The sequence below is a fragment of the Mucilaginibacter celer genome (assembly GCF_003576455.2).
GTDB classification, from domain to species: domain Bacteria; phylum Bacteroidota; class Bacteroidia; order Sphingobacteriales; family Sphingobacteriaceae; genus Mucilaginibacter; species Mucilaginibacter celer.
Genome location: NZ_CP032869.1, coordinates 5,225,252 through 5,250,064, shown reverse-complemented (window position 1 = coordinate 5,250,064; position 24,813 = coordinate 5,225,252). Strand labels below are relative to the sequence as shown.

Genomic DNA, 24,813 nt, shown 5'->3' with positions numbered 1-24,813 from the left:
TAATTTTTAAATAACATTAGCATGATGTGCTATCAGGCTATATGTATCATTTCGTACCCGGCAGCCGTATGGCTAACAGGTACGATCAATAACATGCTGTTATGCCACTATCTTATTCATATTCAAATTTCGACGAGGGTGATAAAGAACTATCCAATTTTGCAAAGGCGCTGGCTCTCCCGGTAAGGATTGCCATCATCCGCATTATTATGGAAAACAACAATGCCGTTAATCGTGAAGCCCTTTGGGAAATCCCTTTCAATATAGAAACCATTAACAAACACGTAGCCGAACTTAAAAATTTGGGCATACTAAAAGCACAGGGCTTTAAAGGCCATATCACCTATAGCATTGATCAAAGCCTTTTTGAGCATATGGCCTATCGCTTTGCTGAATTGTTTAAGCACACCCGCATATTTTCGACCAATTAGCACATGCGGGGAATGTTAAGTTTATAAATTTGTTTTTCAATAATACTGCTATGAAATACGACGATATTCCCCTGGTAAATAACGAAGCCATTCACAACTTTGAATTAACGGTTGATGGATACCGTGCTTTTATCGACTATAAGCGAAAAGATGATAAAATTTACCTGATCCATACCGAGGTGCCGGTTGAGCTTGAGGGTAAAGGTGTGGCTTCGGCCATTGTTGAAAAGGCTTTTACTTATATCGAAGAAAATCACTTAAAACTGATTCCGCTTTGTGTTTATGTGGCCAGTTATCTGAAAAGGCACCCGGAATGGTCGCGGATTTTGGCAATTCATAACTAATTTAATGCGGGTTTTGGTAACAGGGGCATCGGGCAGATTGGGCTCGGTAACCTTAGATCATTTGCGGAAGCATGGCTATGAAGTGCTTGGGCTGGATATCGTGCCCTCGGCCACGACAGATCTGCTGATCGATATTTTGGATGAGGGTACAGTGCTATCGGCAACAAAAAATATAGATGCCATTATTCATACAGCAGCCATCCACGGAAAACATTTTGAGCTTAACTACCCCCGCAGGGCATTTATTGATGTAAATATTTACGGCACGCTTAATTTGCTCAATGCCTGCATTGCCAATAAGGTACCCCGGTTTTTATACACCAGTACCACATCTATTTATGGAGATGCTATGGTGGATACTGAAAAGGCGATTTGGGTTGACGAAGAGTTGCCTGTTAAGCCAAGAGATATTTACGACATCACCAAGCAAACCGCCGAACAGCTTTGTAGAGATTTTTTCTACCGCGAAGGCTTGCAAGCCTCAGTTTACCGTGTTGGCCGTTTTTTGCCCGAGGATGAAAACCTGAAGCTGAATCATCGTTTATACCGCGGCCTTGATGAAAGGGATGGAGCCAGGGGATTACAATTAGCCCTGGATAAAACCTTTGATGAATTTGAGATTTTTAATATTGCAAGTACCTCATCGTTTGGCAAGGATGATCTGGTTGAGTTGAAGCATAATCCGGTAGCCCTGATCAGGAAATATTATCCGCAAGCCGAAGCCGTTTATCAATTAAAAGGCTGGGAGTTTCCGGAAAGCATTGATAGGGTATATGTGTGCGATAAAGCCAGAAGATATTTGGGTTATGAACCCAGGTTTACGTTTGATTATTTATTAGATAGGCTATGACTATGGCGTTAACGGGAGAAATATCTCAATACTTGACTCCGGGCAGAGACGAGCAGCGGCAGAAAATGTAGATAACGATGATTTTTTTAATTTTCATGTATCGCTCAAAAATTTGAAAGCAGTTTGGCCGCTACATTTTTAACCGAGTAAATGCGAAGCAACAATAGAAGGCCCATGCCCACGGCAAGTATCAGTGGTTCCCAACTGGTGGTAATACAAGCGCAAAATATACATAATAATATAAGCGCGATATCGGCAGTCATATCCACATAATATATCAGCTTGATGATACTTTTGTTCTCTGTAGATGATACTTCAAATACTCCCTCCTCTAACATTTTAAAGGGCTGAATCCTATCATTAAACCTGTAATTGCCATTGTAATCAAATTTGATGATATTATCGGTTTGACTTGTGATGCGATAACCGGACGCAATCAGCTCACCGGTTATGTTTTCGAGTATAACTTCCGGAGGTAACAGTGTCCAGGTCCCGGCCCGAAATGTTTGGACGGTATAGTCAAAGAGGTCTAAGTTATTAAACATTTATATAGTGTAGTAAGGCAGTTGCTGAAAATTAATACGGCGACGTGCTCACCGCTGTCCATCCTCCATCAACAATCAGGTTTTGGCCGGTAATATGCCTTGCCTGCGGCGAAACTAAAAATAAAACAGCATTGGCAACATCCTCGACAGTAGCTGCACGCCCCATGGGCGTAATGCGTGACCAGGTGTTTTGATAACCGGCATCTTCCATGGTGCGCTCAGTTAAAGTAGCGCCGGGGGCTACGGTATTTACCGTGATTTGGTGTTGGCTCAGCTCCACAACTAAACTTTTGGCCAGCATCTCCAAAGCGGCCTTGGTCATCCCGTAGGCGGCCAAATCCTGATGAGCCTGGTGCCCGGTAACTGATGACATGAACAGGATGCTGCCGCCACTTTTTTGTGTGATGATTTGTCTTGCCACCCTTTGCGCCAGGAAGAAACTGCCTTGCAGGTTAAGATTCATTACGCTTTGCAGAGATTGCTGCGGATAATTTAAAAAATCGCCAAAAAGTGTGATGCCGGCATTGGCGATGGCAATGGTAACTTTGCCAAAGCGATGTACTGCTTCATCAACCATTTGCTGTATAAAATCAATGTCGGATGCATCGCCGACAAGTGGATGGCAATTGCCGCCAAGTGCATTTATTGCCGATGAAGCCTGCACTGCCAGGTCGTAACTTAAATCATTCAGTAAAACATCGGCGCCGCCAAGACTTAATTGTTTAGCTATTTCAAAGCCTATCCCTTGCCCGGCACCCGTTACTATGGCTACCTGACCTGTAAATTTATCAGTTGTCATTTAGATGGTTTTATTTATCAATGCGAATCCCTCGCCACCTCACTGCCTGAACTGCCCTTTAAAAAGTCCAGATCGGCACCAAGGTGAGCCTGTTCCACATGGGTTTGATATAAATAAGTATACCCCCGTTTGCTTACCTGGTGATCCAATACCAGTGCGGCTTTGCGTGTTGCTATTTCCTCGTCGCTTACGTGCAGGTGTAAAATACCCGCTGCAACGTCCAGCGAAATCATATCACCGTCCTGCACTATGGCCAGTGTTCCGCCAACAGCGGCTTCGGGCGATACATGCAGTACTACGGTTCCGAAACCAGTGCCGCTCATGCGCCCGTCCGAGATGCGTACCATATCCGTAACACCCTGGTCCATCAGTTTTTTGGGGATGAGCATATTACCTACTTCGGGCATGCCCGGATAGCCTTTGGGGCCGGCGTTTTTTAATACCAATACACTATTCTTGTCCACATCCAAATCCGGATGGTTAACCCTGTGGTTAAAATCCTCTATATTTTCAAACACCACCGCCTTGCCGGTGTGCTGCATTAAAGCCGGGCTTGCTGCTGATGGTTTTAGTACCGCGCCGTTTTCGCAAAGATTACCCTTTAGCACAACTATCCCGGCAACCGGGTTAAACGGAGTTTCGACAGGTGCGATGAGTTCACGATTAAAACACTCCGCGTTTTGATAATTGCTTGATAACGGATTTCCGCTTACGGTAATAGCTTTGCTGTTAAGCTGGTTATGAAGCTCCTTCATCAGTGCGGGCAAACCACCGGCATAATAAAAATCTTCCATAAAATACTTGCCCGAGGGTTGCAGGTTAGCCAGCAGGGGTATATTGCGGGCGGAGGTATTAAAATCATCCATGTTAAGATCAACCCCGATACGGCCTGCAATAGCCAGCAAATGAATAATAAAATTGGTTGAACCTCCGATAGCCGCGTTTACAGTAATAGCATTTTCAAAAGCCTGGCGGGTGAGGATGTCTGATAGTTTCAGATCTTCCTTTACCATTTCAACAATACGGTTGCCCGATAGGTGAGCCAATGCCTTGCGCCGCGAATCGGCCGCGGGGATAGCCGCATTTCCGGCCAGCGAAAGCCCCAGCGACTCAACCATACAGGCCATGGTTGATGCCGTACCCATTACGGCGCAATGCCCCTGGCTGCGGGCCATGCAGGCTTCGGCTGCATATAGGTCTTCATCGTTCATTTGCCCGGTTTGATGATCGGCAAAAAAGCGCCAGATATCTGAAGTGCCGATGTCCCTGCCGCGGTATTTGCCGGTAAGCATCGGTCCGCCCGATACTACTATGGTAGGGATATTTACGCTGCAGGCGCCCATTACCAGGGCCGGCGTTGTTTTATCGCAGCCGCAAAGCAGTACCACGCCATCAACCGGGTTGGCGCGAATGCTTTCTTCCACATCCATACTCACCAGGTTGCGATACAGCATGGCGGTAGGTTTTATCAGCGTTTCACCTAACGACATCACCGGGAATTCGACCGGGTAACCGCCGGCCTCATAAATTCCGTTTTTTACCGATTGCGCCAGTTCGCGGAAATGCGCATTGCAGGGCGTAAGTTCTGACCACGTATTGCAGATGCCTATCACCGGCTTGCCCTGCAATTGGTGCGCCGGGATGCCCTGATTTTTCATCCAGGCCCGATATATAAAACCGTCTTTGCCCTGCTTGCCAAACCATTGCCGGCTGCGTAGCGGTTTATCCTCCATAAAGTTTATGCTATTGGTGTTTAACAAATATAGATTTCTGTAAATCGTTTTGGCTATTGTAAAATGATTTTACACAGATAAGTTTTGAGGCATAACCCGATAAATGCAAACAAAATTTTCGTGATTGTACTTTTTCAACTTTTTATAATACTAAAAAATCAATTTACGGGCGGCGTTCACTTTTTCTTTTCCAATTACTAAAACAACGCTATATTCACACTAACAATTAGGTGTATATCTCACACCCAATATAAACCAGATCAGTGATAGTCATGATGTTTAAACAATTATCTCACCAAAGCGCAAAAATAAAACAATCGATTGCGTTAATTATTTTGCTGATAGCAGGCATACCGGTTATGCAGGCTTCAGCAACCATTAAATCATTCAAAAAAGCTGCCGATGGCGTTACCTTTACTTTAGATAAAGGCCTGATGAAGGTGCTTATCCGTAAGGATGATATCATCGAAGTAAAATATACCGTTTTTGATGCTTTTGAAACAAAGCCATCGCTGGTAGTTAATAACAAATGGCTGCAGCACCCGGCTTACCAGGTTACCGATACCAAAACCGAGGTGGTCATCACCACAGCGAAGCTTAAAGTAAGGGTTAGTAAAGCTACTAATGCCATTACCTATACCGATTTAAAAGGCAATATTATCACTGCCGAAGACAGCGATAACAAATCAGTTACCCCGGCAACTGTTGCGGGCATCAGCACCAATGCTATCACTACGCAATTTGTATCTCCGCAGGACGAGGCCCTGTTTGGTTTAGGCTGCCACCCGCTCGATTCGATGTCTATCAACTACAAAGGCCGCAACCAGGATCTGGCTATTAAATACCTTACCGGTGCTATCCCGGTGCTGCTGTCAACCAAAGGTTATGGTTTGATGTGGGATAACTACTCGGCAAGTAATTTTTATGGTGCCGAGGCAGGTAATACCAAATTTAAATATGTATCAGAAAGTGGCAAACAGGTGGATTACTACTTTTTCTACGGCCCGGGTTTTGATCACATCATAGATCTGTACCGTACGGCTACCGGCAAAGCCCCGATGTTTGGCAAATGGGCTTATGGCTTGTTCCAATCGCAGGATAGGTATCTGAGCGAAGACGAGATTCTGACCGTAAAAGATAACTACCGCAACAACCATATCCCGGTGGATGCCATTGTGCAGGATTGGTATTACTGGGATCCGTTGCCCATCGGTTCGCACGTAATGAAGCCCGAGCGCTACCCGCATCCGCAAAAACTGGTTGATGCCCTGCATAAAGCAAACCTGCATGCCATGATCTCGATATGGCCCGTGTTTGGGAAGGGTACACCTAACTATGATGCGTTAGAAAAAATGGGCGGCTTAACCGATATTACCTGGGATAACGTAGTTACCCACACTTTTGATACCTATTACGATGCCCACAATCCCAAAGCCCGCGAACTGTACTGGGACCAGGCCCGCGATAGTCTTATAAAACGTTACGGCTGGGATGCCTGGTGGATTGATCAGTGCGAACCGGATAACGGCGCTTTGCTGGATGCCCGCCGCCAAAGTAATTTTGCCATAGGCAAGGGGATTGATTATTTTAACACTTACTCGCTGCAGCATACCAAAGGTGTGTATGAAGGCTGGCGCAGGGATATTCCCGGCAAGCGTGCCTTCTTTTTGGTAAGGCAGTCATTTGCCGGCGAACAGCGCAATGCCGCCACACTATGGTCAAGCGACATTGAGTGTACTTTTCATGATTTTAAAGACCAGGTACCCCAGGGCATTAATGCCTGTACCTCGGGCATCCCATACTGGACATCTGATATCGGCGGCTATCACTACCATTGGAAACCTGCCGACTGGTCGCAGCCCGACAAGCGTGAGTTATTTACCCGCTGGTTTCAATTTGGAACCTTTTGCCCGATATTCCGGATTCATGGTAAAGGCGAGCGCGCCATCTTCAGCAAAAACTGGGATGAAAATACAAGGGCCATCCTGTTAAATTTTGATAAACTGCGGTACCGCCTGATGCCATACATTTACTCGCTGGCGGGCCGGGTAACCAACGATAATTATACCATTATGCGCTCGCTGGCATTTGACTACCGCGGCGACAGCAACGTTTACGGTATTCCTGATCAGTATATGTTTGGTCCGGCCTTTATGGTTAACCCGGTTACCGAGCAATTGTACACCTCGAAAGATGCTGATAAAAAAGCCAAAGCCCGCCAGGTATATCTGCCCGCTGCCAGCAAATGGTACAACTTCTGGACCGGCGAACTGCTTGACGGCGGTCAAACCATTAGTGCTGCCGCACCAATCGAAATTTTGCCACTGTATGTAAAAGCCGGCTCCATCATCCCTATGGGCCCGGATGTTGAATATGCTACCGAAAAACCGAACAGTAATATCGAACTGCGTATTTATCCGGGTGCCGATGCCTCGTTTAAGTTTTATGAGGATGAGAACGATAACTACAATTACGAAAAAGGGCAATCGGCCACTTTTACCTTTAGCTGGAATGATAAAGCGCATAAGTTGACTATATCAGATACCAAAGGGCATTTTCCCGGCCAGTTGAAAAGCCGCACGTTTAATATTGTGATGGTTAAGGGTGCGCATGGCTCGGATGTGGCTTTAACTGCTAAGGCAGATAAGGTGGTTAAGTATAGTGGTAAGGCGATGGTGGTGACGCTTTAGGTTAGGTCATTGGGTCATTAAGGCATTAAGTCATTTACCTTGCGCACGTTTATAACGTGTGCTTAAAATGGGTTTACGTTTGTAACGTAAACCCATTTGCTTTGCTGTTCGGGTTTTATTTTCTGCTTGTTGCCGGAGTTGCAAACTCCAGGCATACAGTGTCCGAGTCGGAGACTTCGGGCAGCGGATTTTTATTTGCTTTTCTTTACTGTCTTTTTCGCTTTGTTTGCCTTCATCTTCAAATTCAGCATCTCAACCAAAACCGAGAAAGCCATGGCAAAATAGATATATCCCTTAGGTATGTGCTGCTCAAAGGCCTCGGTTAATAACGAAACACCTATGAGCAATAAAAATGACAAAGCCAGCATTTTTACCGTTGGATGCTTGTTTACAAACGAAGCCACACTATCTGATGATAGCATCATAATCCCCACTGCTATAACTACCGCCAAAATCATGATCTCTACATGGCTGGCCATACCTACGGCGGTAATCACCGAATCGAGCGAGAAAACGATATCCAGCAGCATAATTTGAAAGATGGTTGCCCAAAAAGAATGGCGCTTTACCGAACCTTCCTGTTCTTCATCGCCCTCAATTTTATGATGAATTTCGGCAGTGCTTTTATAAATCAGGAACAGGCCGCCGACAATCAGGATGATATCCCTGCCCGAGATAGCCAGCTTTTCGACCCAACCGGCATCTGTTATGCTGAAAACGGAACTTAGGTTAAACAGCGGTGCTGTTAATGTCATTACCCAGCTAATGGATAGTAATAACAGGATGCGGGTAATCATAGCCATACCTAAACCAACCCGCCGGCCACGGCTTTGCTGGTTTGCCGGCAACTTATCGGCCAGGATGGAAATAAATACAATGTTATCGATGCCTAAAACGATCTCTAAAAAAGTAAGGGTGACAAGCGAGATCCAGGTTTCGGCCTGGGCGAAAATTTCAAAACTCATAGGGTGCAGGTATTTGTTTCTCTCCAAAAATAACAAAACCCCTGCCGCTTAGGGCAGGGGTTGCAAAAAATATCAATTTAGCTTTCTGTTTTTAGCTTTCCGCCTTTTGCTTTCCGCTCCAACTACTCTACTGTAACAGATTTAGCCAGGTTACGTGGCTGATCAACATTACAGCCACGCATTACCGCTATATGATAAGCCAGTAATTGCAGGGGGATAGTTGCCAGCAGGGGCACAAAGGCCTCATCCGTCTGCGGAATCTCGATCACGTAATCTGCCATACCTTTTACCTCGGTATCGCCTTCGGTAACTATGGCTATTACGTGGCCTTTACGGGCTTTTACTTCCTGGATATTGCTGATTACCTTTTCGTACGATGAATGTTTGGTGGCGATAAATACTACCGGCATCTCATCATCAATGAGGGCGATAGGGCCGTGTTTCATCTCGGCAGCAGGATAGCCTTCGGCATGGATGTATGAGATCTCTTTAAGCTTCAAAGCACCTTCCAAAGCAACCGGGAACGAACTGCCGCGGCCAAGGAATAAACAATTGCTTGAGTCTTTAAACCTTGCAGCAATGTTTTGGATATGATCGTTTGATTTAAGGGCTTCTTTAACCAGATCGGGGATTTCGTTCAACTCAGTAAGGTATTCAACCATTTTGCTTTGGGTGATTTTGCCGCGCTGTTGGGCAATGTAAAATGCAATAAGCGTTAATACGCTTACCTGCGCAGTGAAAGCCTTGGTTGATGCCACACCAATTTCGGGCCCGGCATGGGTATAAACCCCTGCATGGGTTAAACGCGGAATGGATGCGCCAACCACGTTACAGATGCCGAAAATGGTAGCACCTTTTTCCTTGGCCAGTTCGATGGCTGCCATAGTATCGGCAGTTTCGCCCGATTGGGAGATGGCTATCACCAAATCCTTTTCGGTGATGATCGGGTTACGATACCTGAACTCGGAAGCATACTCCACCTCAACCGGTACGCGGGCGTATTCTTCAATCAGGTATTCGCCTACCAGGCCGGCATGCCATGAGGTGCCGCAGGCTACAATAATGATCCTGTCAACGTTTTTCAGCTTCTCGGTATATTCTTTAATGCCGCCAAGCTGCACCTTGCCTTGCTGCGGGTAAATGCGGCCGCGAAGACAATCGCGGATAGATCGGGGCTGCTCATAGATCTCTTTGAGCATAAAATGGTCGTAGCCGCCTTTCTCCAGCATTTCCAGCTTAAGGTCGAGTTCCTGGATATAGGGGATCTGGATGGAGTTGTCGATATTTTTTACCAGCAGGCCTTCGCGTTGTACGTAGGCAATTTCGTTATCGTTTAGGTAGATAACGTTTTTGGTATACTCAACAATAGGCGTAGCATCTGATGCAATAAAATATTCGCCTTTGCCAACGCCGATAACCATGGGGCTTCCTTTGCGCGCGGCAATGAGCAAATCGGGTTCATCGGCACTCATAATCACTATAGCATAAGCGCCTATTACTTTGTTGAGGGCAATGCGCACGGCTTCCTTTAAATCCATGCCGGTTGCCTGCTGAATATCCTCAACCAGATGAATTAAAACCTCGGTATCGGTATCGCTTTTAAACACATGCCCTTTAGCTATAAGCGTTTCTTTAAGGGGGCCATAATTTTCGATGATACCGTTATGGATGATGGTTAACTTCCTGTCGCCCGATGAGTGGGGGTGGGAGTTCCTGTCGCTCGGGGCGCCGTGTGTGGCCCAGCGGGTATGCCCCATGCCTACAGAACCTTTGAGATTAAGCCCCTTTACAAAATTTTCAAGATCATCAACTTTACCGGCTTTTTTATAAACCTTAAGTTCGTAATTCAGTAATGCTACGCCGGCACTGTCATAGCCCCGGTATTCGAGCCGGTGAAGCCCTTTTATAACGATAGGATACGCATCTCTGAACCCTATGTAACCAACAATTCCGCACATAAATATTTAAGTAAAATGTTAAACGCCGCAAAATAAACAGCTATATAACACATAACAGCAATAATTATTTTGATTTTTTGCCGAAAAGCTAAAGTTTTTAAATACTTAAAAAACTATTTTAAAAAGTGCATTTGGCTTAAACAAAAAAATCCCCTAAGCGGGGATTCTTTATATGTATTGTATGATATCTTACTTGCGGATGCGGGTATAGATAATGTTGAGGCGAATGCTGTAAGGGGATGTTTTATCGCTGCCCACCAGTACCGAACGGGCGGCCGTGAGCACCGTAGGACCAACGTCAATACCGGTTGTTGTGTTAATTAAAGTGGTATCAACCGGGGCTATGAAAGTACCGTAATCAACCGTTTTTTTACTGATCAAATCCTGTACGTAGGCCGTAACCAGGAAGTGGTATTCTTTTTTGGTACGATCATACCTGCCGCCGAACAAACTTGTTTGCGAACGAGGATCGTTGCCGTTTGCATCCTGAATAAGGGCGCGTTGCTTAGCCAGATCAAGCTTATACATGGTTAGCTTGGGCAGCGGCGCATAAGGCACACCCGAGCCTGCTTTTGGCGTAATTACAATTTCGGCACGGTTTAATACAATGGCCGAGTCGGCAAGTTTTTCCAGGCCGGGGAAGCTTACTTTAGCCCTTAAGCCTGCAAGACCCTGCATGTAGATTGTATTTTGCGATACCCCTGGGTTGGTAAGCGAAGCCTTTAATTGCGTTTCGACCGGTGTGCCTTCATAATTATGTTTAACCTCGGCGGCGCGGTTAAAAAATGGTAAGGACACGGAAGCAGTATCCGTGGTTGAATTATTAACCACTTTATAAAAAATATCGATGCTTGATGAGGTCAGGTTTAGCTGAATCACACCACCTGCATCGCTGGCCTGCGCCCTGTCTAACTTAAGATACACGCCTTTAAACGAATTTTGGAAAGCCGTAACTGACGAAAGTTCATTACCCGGCGCATTGAATAAATGGTTGTAGATAAAAGCCTTGCTGATCGGCACGCGCAACTGGGGCGGTACACGCTGGATGGTATCTACCGTATCGGTACGGATACGGGCAATGGTGATACTATCATGTGTACGTGCGGTAAAGTTTTTTGTACCCAGCAACTGGCCCAAATCCGGATCCCAGTGGTTGTTGCTGTAGTAGGTTTTGCTTTCTACTTTATTCTGGAGCTGGTAAGCGCTTATTTTATAACGAGAGGCCAGCGAATCGCCGTAAAAACCATCGGCATACCTTAGCACCAATACAGCCGAGTCGATTGATAAAGTACCTGCCGGTACAGTATAAGCGGCGTTGTTTGGCAGGTTTACACCAATAGCCACAAACGATTGGGTGGTACCAAAAACCGGATCGACAAAGTTGGCAAGCGGAGTTTTACTAAGCCCCGATGTTGCAGCAGTATCCTCGGCAACAGTGTTGACAATAACGTTGGTATCCACTATCAGGTTGCCGCTGATCTCGTTTTGATCATTTACACCTAATCCAATGCCATCCTGACGTTTACAACCATTCAAAATAAAAAGACTTATTAACAGGGTCAATAAGTCTAATCGGAAAAATTTCATATATAATATTAAGTATTATGCAACATGCACCAATTCGTCGTTGGTAATTTCGTCGTAAAAATTGTAATAATTTTCGAAATCTGAAGTAGATTCAAATTCCAAAACCGATTTATTGCTGTTTTTAACATTATTTAACACATCCGCGTCGATATTGGCGTCGCCTAAAACAATGCCGTCCGAGTAGTGGATGGCACCGGCATAAAGTGCCGGGATTGAGCCGTTTCCGTAAGGCTCAACGTGTTTTTCGGTCATGTTGCTCATCACCGCTTTGTTGGCAAAGGCGGCACCCATATTGTCTTTTAAATCATTTTCATAAATCGAGTAAACAATTTTTGAATGTTTAAAAGTAGGGTCGTCTTTGTAGCTGGTTTTAAGATACGCAGGCACCAGGGCGCTCATCCAGCCATGGCAGTGGATGATATCCGGAGCCCAGCCTAACTTTTTAACGGTTTCGAGTGCGCCCTTGCAAAAGAAGATCATGCGCTCATCGTTATCGGCGTAAAATTTGCCATCTTTATCGGCAAATACGTGTTTACGCTGAAAATATTCTTCATTATCTAAAAAATACACCTGCATACGCGCCGCCGGGATAGATGCTACCTTGATGATGAGCGGATTATCGTTATCATCAATAATGATGTTCATACCCGATAACCGGATCACCTCATGAAGACGGTTCCTGCGCTCGTTGATATTACCGAAACGCGGCATAAGGATACGAATCTCGTAACCTTTATCCTGCATGGCCTGCGGGAGTTGGCGTGTTATTTCAGCAATTTTTGTGAGTTCGAGAAAAGGAGACATTTCATGAGTTACAAACAGAAGCTTAGATTTACCCATCACTAAATCAGTATTTAAAATGTAAAGAAGTTCAAAAAATTTGAGTTTGCAAATATAACTAATATTATATAAACTGGCAACCGATTATGCAAGTTAGTTTTGGTTATTTTTAAGTAATTGTACACCTTTGCCAGATTTTGTAATCCCTGTTACATTGAAAATATTCGCCACCAAAAAAGAGATAACAGATTACTTTAACCGTAAACCGGTAAAGGTAATTGGCTTTGTACCCACCATGGGCGCACTACATAAAGGGCACCTTGGTTTAATTGAACTGGCCAAACAGCAAAGCACCCAGGTAGTGTGCAGCATATTTGTAAACCCCACCCAGTTTAATGATCCCAAAGACCTGGAAAAATACCCCCGCCCCATAGCCGACGATATCCGCCGCCTGGAAGAAGTTAACTGCGATATTCTGTTTAACCCCCAGGTTACCGAGATGTATGATGATAATGAGAAATGGCATTTTAATATGGGCGACCTGGAGCACCTGCTTGAAGGTAAATTCAGGCCGGGGCATTACCAGGGTGTTACGCAGGTAGTGTATAAACTGTTTAATATTGTTAAGCCCGATGTGGCTTTTTTTGGGCAGAAGGATTACCAGCAGTTTATGGTGATCAGTAAAATGGTTGAAAAACTGAACCTGCCCGTTAAACTGGTGATGTGCCCCATTGAGCGTGAGCCGGATGGGCTGGCCATGAGCTCGAGAAATATTCATTTAACGGCTTATGACCGCGAACATTCGCTTGTTTTATCAAAAACTTTAAATTGGGTTAAAGATAATTTCGACAAAACAAAAATAACCGAACTACAGGAGCAGGCTGCCCAAACAATTTCGGCCGAGCCCGGCGTTGAACTGGAATATTTTGAAATTGCCGATGGTAAAACCCTTCACCCGGCAACCGGTGCTTCGGAAAGTTTTGTGGCGCTTGTTGCCGCCCGCGTAGGTAAAACAAGATTGATAGATAACGTGTTGCTTTAATTAGAGGAGCATATGGTTCATGGATCATAGTTGATAGTTCATGGTTTTTTTGCAAGCGAGCAGATAGGTTGTAGTCAAGAAAATGCTATAAACTATTTACAATCAGCTAACAAATACTATGAACTATCAACTATGAACCATGAACTAATAATTCCTAACTTTGCGCCATGATAATTGAAGTATTAAAGTCCAAAATTCACCGGGTTAAGGTAACTCAGGCCGAGTTGAACTATGTGGGCAGTATCACTATTGATGAAGACCTGATTGAGGCGGCCAATATCATCCCCAACGAAAAGGTACAGATAGTGAATAATAATAATGGTGCACGCTTTGAAACCTATGTTATTAAAGGCGAGCGCGGCACAGGTACAGTTTGCCTTAACGGCGCTACCGCCCGCCTGGCACAGGTTGGCGATATTGTGATCATCATGTCGTACGCGTACATGGAGGTTGACGAAGCCCGCAACTACGAGCCTATTTTAATTTTCCCCGATTCGGATAACAAACTGATTAAGTAAATTATCCTTTCAAAACTCCCCGGTGATATCAATTAGCCGGGGTTGAACCTATCCCCAGCGATACTTTCAGGCTTACGTCGGTATCTGCCGCTTTACGCAGGCGATAAACCATCCTGATGCGCACGCCCGGCTGGCGTACCAAAGCATCCAGGAAATGCGAATTATCAATATCAAGTGTTATGCTGTTTCCCGAGTTTGCCGCAATGTCTTTACGGATAGCCACCATCACTTCGTCGCTTCCATCGTTTTTGGCCATATAAACCCGTAACGAGGCTATATTGCCGATGTTATAGTCGGACGGATCGCTGGATTGCAGTTTGGCCGATACTATACGCACTTCGCTGATGCGGCTGGCGTTATTGCCGTCTTTGGTAAAGTCCTGGTCGAAGCTATTGCCCGTACTGATGGCCGTTTGCGCTTCATCAACTCTGGCTGAATGCGGTATAACAATGTTGGCCGTGTATGGAAAAGTTCCCTTAACAACAGATTGCAGCATGGCGCAGCTGCCGAAAAACAAAAGAGCCGCCAATAATAGAACAACGGGCTTCCTCATCATAGTTCTTTAAAAATAGGTACTTGCGCGTTAACGCAGGCACAGGTTAAATTGGAATTGTACAGCAGCTGCCGTATGTAAATATAATTACATTTTACAGAAATATTAAGGCAATTGTTTTACAAAAAAAGCGCCCTGAATGTTAAAAAAAACGAGGCACGGCGGAGTCAATATTAAATCTGAAAAAAAACATAAATCGTGTTTGTTAAAACTCTATCTTTGCACCCCGACGCTGAGGTCGGGATTTCCTGGCTATCAGCGCATAGGTATAACAGTTTATCGTCATGATTGACAATGGACTTTTGACTTGGAACTTTTTAAAAATAAAAGCCCTATGCCCAAAGACACCTCCATCAAATCCGTCCTGATTATCGGTTCAGGTCCAATCATTATCGGCCAGGCATGCGAATTTGATTATTCCGGCTCTCAAGCCGCTCTCTCGCTAAAAGAAGAAGGCATTTCAGTTTCTATCATCAACAGCAATCCGGCAACTATCATGACGGATAAGGTGATTAGCGACCACGTGTACCTTTTGCCGCTAACCTGCGAAAGCATTGAGAAAATTTTAAGCGAACAACAGATCGACGCCGTTTTGCCTACCATGGGTGGCCAAACAGCGCTTAACCTGTGTATCGAAGCTTCAGAGCGCGGCATATGGGAAAAGTATGGCGTTAAAGTTATCGGTGTTGATATCGCCGCCATCGAAAAAACTGAAAACCGCGAGGCTTTCCGCCAGCTGATGGTTGACATTGGTGTTGGCGTTGCCAAATCAAAAATTGCCAACTCATTTCTGGAAGGTAAAGAAGGCGCCCAGGAGATCGGCTTTCCGCTGGTAATTCGCCCAAGCTACACACTTGGTGGTAAAGGTGCAGGCTTTGTACACCGTAAAGAAGATTTTGACGCAGCGCTTAACCGTGGCTTGCAGGCTTCACCAACCCACGAGGTATTGGTTGAGCAGGCTGTATTAGGCTGGAAAGAATACGAGCTGGAATTGTTGCGCGATAGCAACGATAACGTGATCATCATCTGTTCGATAGAAAACTTCGACCCGATGGGCATCCACACCGGCGATTCGATCACCGTGGCTCCGGCCATGACCCTGAGCGACCGCTGCTACCAGGAAATGCGTAACCAGGCCATCAAAATGATGCGTGCCATTGGTAACTTCGCGGGTGGCTGTAACGTACAGTTTTCGGTAAACCCGGCCGATGAATCGATCATCGCTATCGAGATTAACCCACGTGTATCACGCTCATCAGCCCTGGCATCAAAAGCTACCGGCTACCCGATTGCTAAAATTGCCGCTAAACTGGCTATAGGTTATAACCTTGACGAAATTGAAAACCAGATCACCAAAACCACTTCGGCTTATTTTGAGCCTACGCTGGATTACGTGATCGTTAAAATACCGCGCTGGAACTTTGATAAATTTAAAGGTGCCAACAAAGAGTTAGGCCTGCAAATGAAATCGGTAGGTGAAGTAATGGGCATTGGCCGCAGCTTTACCGAGGCTTTACAGAAAGCCTGCCAGAGTCTGGAGATCGGCCGTGCCGGTTTAGGTGCGGATGGCCGCCAGAGCCGTAACCTTGAAGAGATTATGGCCAGTTTGGAGCATCCAAGCTGGGATAGGTTGTTCCACATTTATGATGCCCTGAGCCTTGGTGTACCAATCGAATCGGTACGTAAAGCAACCAAGATCGACCGCTGGTTCCTGAACCAGATCCAGGACCTGGTTAATATGGAAACAGAACTTCGCCGCTACTCGCTGAACAATGTTCCCGAAGAGTTCCTGTTCCAACTAAAGCAAAAAGGTTTCTCGGACGTGCAGATAGCCCATATTTTGGGTAACGTAACCGAAGAGGACGTTTATCAGCGCCGCAAAGCCCTGGGCATGCGCCGTGTTTACAAAATGGTTGATACCTGCGCTGCAGAGTTCCCGGCCAAAACCCCTTACTACTACTCGAGCTATGAAGGCGAAAACGAATCGGTAGCGTCTGACCGGAAGAAGATCATTGTATTAGGTTCAGGCCCTAACCGTATTGGCCAGGGTATTGAGTTTGATTACAGCTGTGTTCACGGCTTATTGGCCGCTAAAGAAGCCGGTTATGAGGCTATCATGGTTAACTGTAACCCTGAAACCGTATCAACCGACTTTAACATGGCCGATAAACTATACTTTGAGCCGGTTTACTGGGAGCATGTTCGCGAGATCATCGAGCTTGAAAAACCTTACGGTGTAATTGTACAGCTGGGTGGCCAAACTGCCCTCAAAATGGCCGAGAAAATGCACGAGCACGGCATTCGCATCATTGGTACATCATTCAATGATATGGACATTGCCGAAGACCGCGGCCGTTTCTCAGACCTGCTGAAAGATCTTGATATCCCATATCCAAAATACGGTGTTGCCGAAAGTGCTGAAGAAGCCCTTGAAGTGGCCCACAAAGTTGGTTATCCTGTGCTGGTACGCCCAAGCTACGTATTAGGCGGCCAGGGCATGAGCATTGTAATTAACGATGAAGACCTGGAAAAAGCCGTAGTGAGCTTACTGCGCAATCTGCCGGGCAACCGCGTACTGATCGACCACTTCCTTGACCGTGCTGCCGAAGCCGAGTCTGACTCGATAAGCGATGGCGAGGATACCCACATTGTTGGTATGATGGAGCACATTGAGCCTGCCGGCATCCACTCGGGCGACTCGTATGCTGTGCTGCCTCCGTTCGATTTTTCGGATGTGGTTATCCAGCAAATAGAAGAATATACAAAAAAGATAGCTAAAGCACTTAACGTACGCGGCCTGCTCAACATCCAGTTTGCGGTTAAGGATGATAAGGTTTACGTAATTGAGGCTAACCCACGTGCTTCGCGTACGGTACCTTTCATCGCCAAAGCTTATGATGTGCCTTACATCAACATAGCTACCAAAGTAATGCTTGAGGCCGCTAAACTGAGCGACTTTACCATCGAGCGTAAACTTTGGGGTTATGCTATTAAAGAACCGGTATTCTCTTTCGATAAGTTTCCTGAAGTTACCAAGGAGCTTGGCCCTGAAATGAAATCGACAGGAGAAGCTATCCGCTTCATTCCAAACCTGCAGGATCCATACTTCAGGCACCTGTACAAAGAGAAATCGATGTATTTAAGCAGATAATTTAAAACATTAAATTACGGTCTTTTGTAGTTTGATTAAATAACGTGAACCTGCAACCCTAATTGCAGGCTCACTATTGTTGTATTTAGTTACTATAGATTGAAAATTAAATCGGCTAATAACCAGGAAATCAACCTCAGAAGTGTTGATCCTGATGATATGGATGATGTTTTAATCAAAATTGAAAAATCGTTCAATATCAGTTTAAACGACGCATCAGAAAACGATGTACAAAACTTTGGCAAGCTTTGCGACGTTGTTCTTGAAAAAGTTAAAAAAACAAATGACGGCTGTACCACGCAGCAGGCATTTTACAAACTCCGTAATGCTATTCATGCCTCCGCAGGTCATGATAATGACATCATCAAACCGCAAACCAGGTTAACCGATCTTTTTCCGCGCAATAGCCGTATTGAAGCTGTGGCTGCTATTGAAGAAGAGATGGGCTTTGAGATCCAGTTGCTAAAACCCAAACAGTGGATAGTGAATGCATTTTCGATGTTGCTGGTGGTAAGTTTTGTTTTAGCCTTTTATTACCTGGCTATCGGTATCGGTGGGATGATTATTGCCTCTTTAGGTTTGCAGTTGGCCGGGCGTTTTGGCAAAGAGATGCACATTAAAACCGTGGGTGACCTGGCCGAAAAGATAGCACGCGAACATTACCTGAAATGTCGACGCGATGCGTCTACAGTAAACAAAAACGAAGTTTCTGAAAAATTAAGGCAGCTAATAGTGGCTAATACCGCGGTATAAACTATAACACTATTATAAGTATAAAGCCATCTCACATTAGGGATGGCTTTGTATTTGCCGGCTATTTATCAACCATTAATCCTTTCACCTCGAAGGTAACCACCCGCTTAGGATCAGTTTTAACTTTGTGCTGCTTTTTACCGGTGACTGTATCACCCGCTAAATGCTGCATGTCATCGGCAATAAATTGTTTAGCAGCTATACCCGAAATAATTACCGTACGCCCTGCCAACGCTTTAGGGATGCTAATTCCTGCATTATAAAAATGAGCCGATATAATTCGCCCATTGCCTGCATCCATTTCAAACCAACCGCCTTTTTCCTGCGTCACGCTAATCACTTTGCCTTCAATGGCTGTGGTAATGCGGGTTTTCTTTCCCATAAAATCTTCCAGTTTGGAGGCTTGCATCATTACCATGGTATCAGGCTTTTGCCCGTAAACCATTCCATGGGGTAGCGGCGTGTGCTTCTGGGCTTGTACAACTACCGAAAACAGCACCAATATGATGAAAGGCATTAACTTTTTCATATAAAAGATAACAGGCAGGCCGTAAAAAGGTTGGCCGGAAACACGCGGTTGCCAACGTATTTTGCTTATCTGTCGATAATTGTTGTAATAAGTATGTTAATAATTGTTAAAATGTTACTTTCGGGCAATTTGCTACGTACTGATCATTAATTTTGCATACGTACTTTATATAATTTTTTAAACTGACTCGTGAAAAAAAGCTTTACTAAAACAACTTTGTTTGTCGCCCTTTTATCTGTTGCCGTATTAGCAGGTGCAGGTTGCGGTAAAAAAGGTACCGTTACCCCGGTTGAATTGCCCGATTTAACTACCATGGATGTGGTAGTACCCGCTACTGACGGCACTATAGCCTACACCGGGGGATTATTTAACGCACAAACTGATGTAAGCCTTAGCGCTTATGGTATTTGCTATAGCTCAACCAATCAAACGCCTACTATTTCGGATACCAAAACCCAGGATACAGTTTTGCAGCTGGCTTATTTAACCAAGTTAAAAGGCCTTACCGCTAAAACAACTTATTATGCACGTGCTTATGCTACTAACAGCGCAGGTACGGGCTATGGTAAAGTTATCCAGTTTACCACCGGCGATGGTACAGCAACTGCAGGAGGCACGGTTAGCACGCTGGCCGGAAGCGTTGAGGGCTTTATTGATGGTATGGGCAGTGCTGCCGCATTTGCCGAGCCGCAGGGATTGTGTTTGGGTAAAGATGGGAATATTTATGTAGCTGATTCATTCAATAGTTCGATACGCATGGTTACAACCGCCGGCGATGTAACAACCTATGCGGGCACACGTAGCATAGGATACGTTGATGGCTCGCTGACAGACGCAAGGTTTTATGCTTTGCAGGGCCTTGTAACCGATGCTACAGGCAACATGTATGTAGCTGATTATGGTAATAATAACATCCGTAAAATTACCCCTGCCGGTGTTGTAAGCACTTTTGCAGGCAGTGGCGACGCGGGTTATACTGATGGCACAGGTACAAAAGCAACTTTTAATAACCCACGTGCTTTGGCTATTGATGCCACCGGGAATATATTTGTGGCCGATCAGGGTAATAACCTCATCCGTAAAATTACTCCTGCCGGTGTGGTTACCACATTTGCAGGCAGCCGCGGGGCAAGCTATCTTGATAATGCCACTGCCACCAGCGCTACTTTTAACAAACCTAATGGTATAGCCATTGATGGTGCAGGCAATATTTATGTAGCCGAGGCTAATAACCACGCTATCCGTAAAATTACAGCGGCAGGTGTAGTAACTACATTTGCCGGCGGCAATAAGCGTATTGCCTTTGTAGGTTCGCCATCGGCCATTACTTTTGATGCCTCGGGCAATCTTTTTATAGCCGACCAGGACGGACGTATATTGGAAATAACAAAAGATAAGGCTTTAAAAGTGATTGCAGGCAAAGCCGGAGTTGCCGGTTATGCTGAAGGGGTAGGTGATGCCGCGCAGTTTAATTCGCCGCAAGGTATAGCGGTGGATGCTGCCAAAAACGTTTATGTTAGTGATTATACCAATAACCGTGTGCGTAAGATAGTTTTACCGTAACCCGGTTTAAGCACAGATAAAAAGCCCCATAGCAATCAACATAGCTATGGGGCTTTTTTATTTAGAAGATACGTTCAACTTATGTGTCATTTCCCCGGGGGTGAACAAAATGGGATGACATACATTAGTTTATATAACGCTATCCAAACAACAAACTAAACACCTCTTCGATAGTGCTAACTATTTTGATGTCGATATCATAGCGCGAAAGATCCATCCGCTTTTTATCCTGCCCGCTGGCAGGGAGATTGTATTTGGAGATGTAGATCTGGTTAAAGCCGAGTTTCTGCGCCTCGGCAATGCGCTGCTCCACACGGTTCACAGCTCTTATTTCGCCCGAAAGGCCAAGTTCGCCCGCGAAGCAGGTTTTAAAAGGAATGGGCATATCCTCGTGCGAGGATATGATGGCAGCAGCCAGGCCAAGATCAATAGCCGGATCTTCCACCCGGATGCCACCCGTGATGTTCAGGAATACATCTTTAACTCCCAGCCTGAAACCGCAGCGTTTTTCAAGCACGGCCAGCAGCATACTCATGCGTTTGGTATCAAAGCCTGTAGCTGTACGCTGTGGAGTTCCATAAGGAGATGCGCTTACCAGTGCCTGGGTTTCTATCAGCATGGGGCGCATACCCTCTAAAGTAGCCGAAATGGTAACGCCGCTTAAAGGCGTATCACGGTGCGAGAGCAGGATCTCGGATGGGTTGGAAACTTCACGCAGTCCCTCCCCCATCATTTCATAAATACCCAGTTCGGATGCCGAACCGAAACGGTTTTTAATGGTGCGCAAAATGCGGTAAACGTGGTGCCTGTCGCCTTCAAACTGCAAAACGGTATCAACCATATGCTCCAGTATTTTGGGGCCGGCTATCATGCCGTCTTTGGTAATATGGCCTATCAAAAATACCGGCGTTGAAGTTTCTTTGGCAAAGCGTAGTAATTCAGCAGTACACTCCCTAACCTGCGATACGCTGCCCGGTGTTGACTCGATATGGGAAGAGTGCAGGGTTTGGATAGAATCAATTACTACTATATCCGGCTCGAGTGCTTCTATTTGTTTAAAAATATTTTGGGTTGATGTTTCGGTAAGTATATATGCCGACTCGCCAATGGCTTCTCCCTTTGGCGGGCGGGCCGCTAACCTTTCTGCCCTCATTTTAATCTGCCTGTCGCTTTCTTCGCCCGATACATACAGCACTTTTTGGTGCGGCATATTTAAAGCGAGCTGCAGCATCAATGTTGATTTACCAATGCCTGGCTCCCCGCCAATCAGCACCAACGATCCCGGTACAATACCGCCACCTAATACACGGTTAAACTCTTTATCGGGCGTGGGGATGCGGTGTTCTTCGGTATAAGTGATATCAGCCACCTGTACCGGCTTATTGGCCCGCTGCTGGCTGGTTGAGGCCGGTTTCCAGGCAGGTACCGAATTGCCGCCTTTTTCAATCACCTCCTCAACAAAAGTATTCCATTGCTGGCATGAAGGGCATTTACCTAACCATTTGGGCGATTCGAAGCCGCAGCTTTGGCAGAAATAAGCGATTTTGGATTTGGCCATGATTTTTGGATGTGCAGATTACAGATGTGCAAATATGCAGATTATTTTGATTTTTACTAAATTAATTAGCAAAATCAATTTGATAGATAATGTGTGGATTACTTTATTATTTTTATAATACCGGCGGCAACGTTGATGGAGTATCTCGTAATTACTACAGATTGGATTAAAAACATTTATGGGAGCAAGACTTAAAGTATTCGATCTTGATGATTACCTGCTTGAATGGGATTTTGGCACATACGCCTTAATGATGTATATGCAAAGAAAATCGACGCGACAAAAACCAGGAAACTGCTTGATGCAACAACTTCAGAATATTATTATAGACTTAAGAGACAACTTCCGGTTGAAACCTTGGTATATGACGATTGGGAGATACATTTTGATCCAACAGATCTCAATGAGGTGATAATGTTTATTGAAAATGATTTGATTCCCACATTAGAATCAGACGAAATAGATTTAATGGAACAGTATGGAGGATGGGATAATTTTATAACATTATTTAAAAATGATCGGGACTTCTTATCCTCTGCCATGTCGATTTGTGAGGATGAAAATTATTTTGATTACCCTCCAATCATTGCGCGCTATCTGGGCGATTTCAGAGACCTAATAAAATATGCATTGTCGGTAAACCGGCTGTATGAGGTTTATGTCGATTAAAACCATCCTAAATAAACCAACCCCAAACATGAATATTTTTCAGAAAATTTTAGGGACAGTTTTCCCTCCATATAAGTTCAGCGTTTTGCGTAAGGAGCGAAGCAAGCTGTTCGCGGCAATCATTTCTGCGCTGCCTAACCAATTTTCGGAAATCAAAATCCAAACACTTTCCGGGCGGCTTTATACCCTTGATGATTGGAAGTTGTTCCCCGACTTTAAATTTGTTTCGATGGGTTATGGAGGCGATGTAGTTTTTCAATACCAAAAGCGTGGGCAAAACTTTAAGATCTCTGGCCTGCAGATATTTTCAAAACGAAACGACCGTTTTGAAGACGTTGAAATCCTGATACAAGACAACCTTGTTAGTGGTTTGAAAATTACCTGCTCTGAGTATCAGCTAAACGAATTTGATTTAGGCAAGATCAAACCTGATCATGTTTTCAAAACAAGCTTCGAATTCCCTCCAGGCGATATCGACTTATTTTACGAAAAACTGGATGGAGATATCAAGCAAATGCTTAACTCCAACAATCTTGCCGAAATTGATTTCAATAACCGCATTTACTACTCATTTTATGATCTTGAGGATGGCAACTATTTAGCAGTTGATAAGAACCTGAATGTTTATTCGCTGGTTCATGACGCTAAGCCTATGGCAAAAAAACTGAAAAACACATTCACCGAAATTTTGAGCGATTTACAAAGCAACAAATTTGACGTTGAAAGACATCTTATTGAGAGGTATAACAGCGGAAAATAGTGCCGGAAACAACAATCAGTATAGTTGGTAGTTGCCGCCAGTTAGAGATTTTTAAAGTTAATTAGGCCTATTATACACCAGATTATTGTAGTTTTATCATACTATGAAAGCCTTATCGAGTCTCCTGTTTTTGTTATTACTGGTACCTCAATCTAAAACAAACGCCCAGGTTAAGCCGGACTCTGTACTCGAGTCAAAAATATTACGTCTTATATTAAATCTCGCCGAAGTTAAACGCGCCAATGCCTATGTGGTTAAACACAGCCATAATAAACGCCACTTATATGATCTTATTTATGAACGACCGAAAAAAAAAGGAGATGATTATTGGGTAAAAGTATGCACAGATGACAGGTATATGTTGGTTACTAATTTTAACTTTTTTGTTAATAGCAAAACGTTGGCTATCCGTTATATGGATGTGGTGGCTGGAGATGATCTTCCGTTAGAAGTATTGAGAAAGAATAAAAAGCGGCATAAGGTTTTAGAATATAACTAATGCGTACATGAGCGATATCGATAACATAGATTTTATATTAACGGGTGAGAGCTTTGCCGGTATTAAATTAAATGATCCACTTGAAAAAGTATTTGCCCTGTTAGGTGACGAGGAGGAAAAAGTTGGAGTTGAACGATATGGGTTTTTACATTTTGAACAAGGGATAAGAATTGGTTATTTGGATAATACTGTTGATGAATTGAGCATTCTATTTACTCCGAAGGCAAAGTTTTCCTATTTAGTGAGAAATAGCCTGAACGAAGAAATCGCGATAAATGGAAAAACGCAACTACATGAGTTTATCTACCTGTTAAAAACCAAAAGAATAAAATGGAGGTGTATTGACGATAAAAATATGTCGGATTTGATGTTAGAGATGAATGGGCAGGTTTTAGCATGTTTTGACTTGTATACAGGCTATCTGAATAAAATTTTTATTGGCAGAAAATGACTAATCGACAGGGCGAGCTCTCTAAACAAAAAAAGAGCAGATGCTCATCCAGACACCTGCTCTTTTAAATTTCTTTAATGTTGTG

At 44.5% G+C, this 24,813-nt stretch carries 23 protein-coding genes; 13 read left to right on the top strand and 10 right to left on the bottom strand.

Annotation, left to right across the window (positions count from 1 at the left end; all coding sequences use genetic code 11):
- The first annotated feature begins 101 nt into the window (after positions 1-101).
- The 3 genes from HYN43_RS21615 to HYN43_RS21605 are packed head-to-tail and all read left to right on the top strand — an operon-like array spanning position 102 to position 1,625.
- Entirely contained in the window at positions 102-431 is a 330-nt protein-coding gene (locus tag HYN43_RS21615) for a hypothetical protein (protein ID WP_119406018.1), read from the top strand.
- 50 nt (positions 432-481) lie between these two features.
- Complete coding sequence (locus HYN43_RS21610) at positions 482-775, top strand: GNAT family N-acetyltransferase (protein WP_119406017.1); 294 nt, start codon at positions 482-484, stop codon at positions 773-775.
- A 4-nt stretch (positions 776-779) separates the two neighbouring features.
- Complete coding sequence (locus HYN43_RS21605) at positions 780-1,625, top strand: NAD-dependent epimerase/dehydratase family protein (protein WP_119406016.1); 846 nt, start codon at positions 780-782, stop codon at positions 1,623-1,625.
- Between the two features lie 104 nt (positions 1,626-1,729).
- Here the strand turns inward: HYN43_RS21605 and HYN43_RS21600 are convergent, their stop codons facing one another.
- Genes HYN43_RS21600 through HYN43_RS21590 form a run of 3 tightly spaced genes read right to left on the bottom strand, consistent with a single transcriptional unit; the run spans position 1,730 to position 4,702 of the window.
- Positions 1,730-2,170: a hypothetical protein gene (locus tag HYN43_RS21600; RefSeq protein WP_119406015.1), complete on the bottom strand. Its 441-nt coding sequence runs from the start codon at positions 2,168-2,170 to the stop codon at positions 1,730-1,732.
- A gap of 31 nt (positions 2,171-2,201) precedes the next feature.
- Entirely contained in the window at positions 2,202-2,969 is a 768-nt protein-coding gene (locus HYN43_RS21595; RefSeq protein ID WP_119406014.1) for an SDR family NAD(P)-dependent oxidoreductase, read from the bottom strand.
- A gap of 17 nt (positions 2,970-2,986) precedes the next feature.
- Positions 2,987-4,702: an IlvD/Edd family dehydratase gene (locus tag HYN43_RS21590; protein WP_119406013.1), complete on the bottom strand. Its 1,716-nt coding sequence runs from the start codon at positions 4,700-4,702 to the stop codon at positions 2,987-2,989.
- Between the two features lie 272 nt (positions 4,703-4,974).
- Here HYN43_RS21590 and HYN43_RS21585 point away from each other — a divergent pair, with 272 nt between their 5' ends.
- Positions 4,975-7,392, top strand: a complete 2,418-nt coding sequence (locus tag HYN43_RS21585) for a glycoside hydrolase family 31 protein (RefSeq protein ID WP_119406012.1) — start codon at positions 4,975-4,977, stop codon at positions 7,390-7,392.
- Between the two features lie 191 nt (positions 7,393-7,583).
- On the opposite strand, the gene HYN43_RS21580 is transcribed toward HYN43_RS21585, so the two are convergent.
- From HYN43_RS21580 to HYN43_RS21565, 4 genes are all read right to left on the bottom strand, one after another.
- Positions 7,584-8,357, bottom strand: a complete 774-nt coding sequence (locus HYN43_RS21580) for a TerC family protein (RefSeq protein WP_119406011.1) — start codon at positions 8,355-8,357, stop codon at positions 7,584-7,586.
- Between the two features lie 122 nt (positions 8,358-8,479).
- Positions 8,480-10,315 carry a glutamine--fructose-6-phosphate transaminase (isomerizing) gene (glmS, locus tag HYN43_RS21575; RefSeq protein ID WP_119406010.1) on the bottom strand — a complete coding sequence of 612 codons (1,836 nt, stop codon included), beginning with the start codon at positions 10,313-10,315 and terminating at the stop codon, positions 8,480-8,482.
- A gap of 189 nt (positions 10,316-10,504) precedes the next feature.
- A complete protein-coding gene (locus tag HYN43_RS21570; protein WP_119406009.1) occupies positions 10,505-11,902 on the bottom strand; it encodes a DUF4270 family protein in 1,398 nt (465 codons plus the stop codon).
- A gap of 15 nt (positions 11,903-11,917) precedes the next feature.
- Complete coding sequence (locus tag HYN43_RS21565) at positions 11,918-12,742, bottom strand: glycogen/starch synthase (RefSeq protein WP_119406008.1); 825 nt, start codon at positions 12,740-12,742, stop codon at positions 11,918-11,920.
- A gap of 154 nt (positions 12,743-12,896) precedes the next feature.
- Here HYN43_RS21565 and panC point away from each other — a divergent pair, with 154 nt between their 5' ends.
- Together panC and panD are read left to right on the top strand one after the other, a co-directional pair.
- A complete protein-coding gene (panC, locus tag HYN43_RS21560; protein ID WP_119409065.1) occupies positions 12,897-13,724 on the top strand; it encodes a pantoate--beta-alanine ligase in 828 nt (275 codons plus the stop codon).
- Positions 13,725-13,891: 167 nt separating this feature from the next.
- On the top strand, positions 13,892-14,242 hold the full coding sequence (gene panD / locus HYN43_RS21555) for an aspartate 1-decarboxylase (protein WP_119406007.1): 351 nt from the start codon (positions 13,892-13,894) through the stop codon (positions 14,240-14,242).
- Positions 14,243-14,270: 28 nt separating this feature from the next.
- Here the strand turns inward: panD and HYN43_RS21550 are convergent, their stop codons facing one another.
- Positions 14,271-14,798 carry a hypothetical protein gene (locus HYN43_RS21550; protein WP_121540066.1) on the bottom strand — a complete coding sequence of 176 codons (528 nt, stop codon included), beginning with the start codon at positions 14,796-14,798 and terminating at the stop codon, positions 14,271-14,273.
- Between the two features lie 331 nt (positions 14,799-15,129).
- Between HYN43_RS21550 and carB the strand changes: the two genes are divergently transcribed.
- Both carB and HYN43_RS21540 read left to right on the top strand, forming a co-directional pair.
- A complete protein-coding gene (carB, locus tag HYN43_RS21545; RefSeq protein ID WP_119409064.1) occupies positions 15,130-17,946 on the top strand; it encodes a carbamoyl-phosphate synthase large subunit in 2,817 nt (938 codons plus the stop codon).
- A 99-nt stretch (positions 17,947-18,045) separates the two neighbouring features.
- Positions 18,046-18,699, top strand: a complete 654-nt coding sequence (locus HYN43_RS21540; protein ID WP_119406005.1) for a hypothetical protein — start codon at positions 18,046-18,048, stop codon at positions 18,697-18,699.
- A 61-nt stretch (positions 18,700-18,760) separates the two neighbouring features.
- Here HYN43_RS21540 and HYN43_RS21535 read toward each other — a convergent pair whose 3' ends face one another.
- Entirely contained in the window at positions 18,761-19,228 is a 468-nt protein-coding gene (locus HYN43_RS21535) for a DUF4920 domain-containing protein (protein ID WP_119406004.1), read from the bottom strand.
- A gap of 189 nt (positions 19,229-19,417) precedes the next feature.
- Here HYN43_RS21535 and HYN43_RS21530 point away from each other — a divergent pair, with 189 nt between their 5' ends.
- On the top strand, positions 19,418-20,791 hold the full coding sequence (locus tag HYN43_RS21530) for an NHL repeat-containing protein (RefSeq protein ID WP_119406003.1): 1,374 nt from the start codon (positions 19,418-19,420) through the stop codon (positions 20,789-20,791).
- Between the two features lie 139 nt (positions 20,792-20,930).
- Here HYN43_RS21530 and radA read toward each other — a convergent pair whose 3' ends face one another.
- The gene (gene radA / locus HYN43_RS21525; protein ID WP_119406002.1) at positions 20,931-22,349 is read right to left on the bottom strand and encodes a DNA repair protein RadA; all 1,419 of its coding nucleotides are present in this window, start codon (positions 22,347-22,349) and stop codon (positions 20,931-20,933) included.
- A 225-nt stretch (positions 22,350-22,574) separates the two neighbouring features.
- Here radA and HYN43_RS21520 point away from each other — a divergent pair, with 225 nt between their 5' ends.
- From HYN43_RS21520 to HYN43_RS21505, 4 genes are all read left to right on the top strand, one after another.
- Positions 22,575-23,018, top strand: coding sequence for a hypothetical protein (locus HYN43_RS21520; protein ID WP_119406001.1), 444 nt, complete (start codon positions 22,575-22,577; stop codon positions 23,016-23,018).
- Between the two features lie 28 nt (positions 23,019-23,046).
- Entirely contained in the window at positions 23,047-23,778 is a 732-nt protein-coding gene (locus HYN43_RS21515) for a hypothetical protein (RefSeq protein WP_162996572.1), read from the top strand.
- A gap of 103 nt (positions 23,779-23,881) precedes the next feature.
- Positions 23,882-24,277 carry a hypothetical protein gene (locus tag HYN43_RS21510; protein WP_119405999.1) on the top strand — a complete coding sequence of 132 codons (396 nt, stop codon included), beginning with the start codon at positions 23,882-23,884 and terminating at the stop codon, positions 24,275-24,277.
- 7 nt (positions 24,278-24,284) lie between these two features.
- The gene (locus HYN43_RS21505) at positions 24,285-24,728 is read left to right on the top strand and encodes a hypothetical protein (RefSeq protein ID WP_119405998.1); all 444 of its coding nucleotides are present in this window, start codon (positions 24,285-24,287) and stop codon (positions 24,726-24,728) included.
- Positions 24,729-24,813 lie beyond the last annotated feature (85 nt).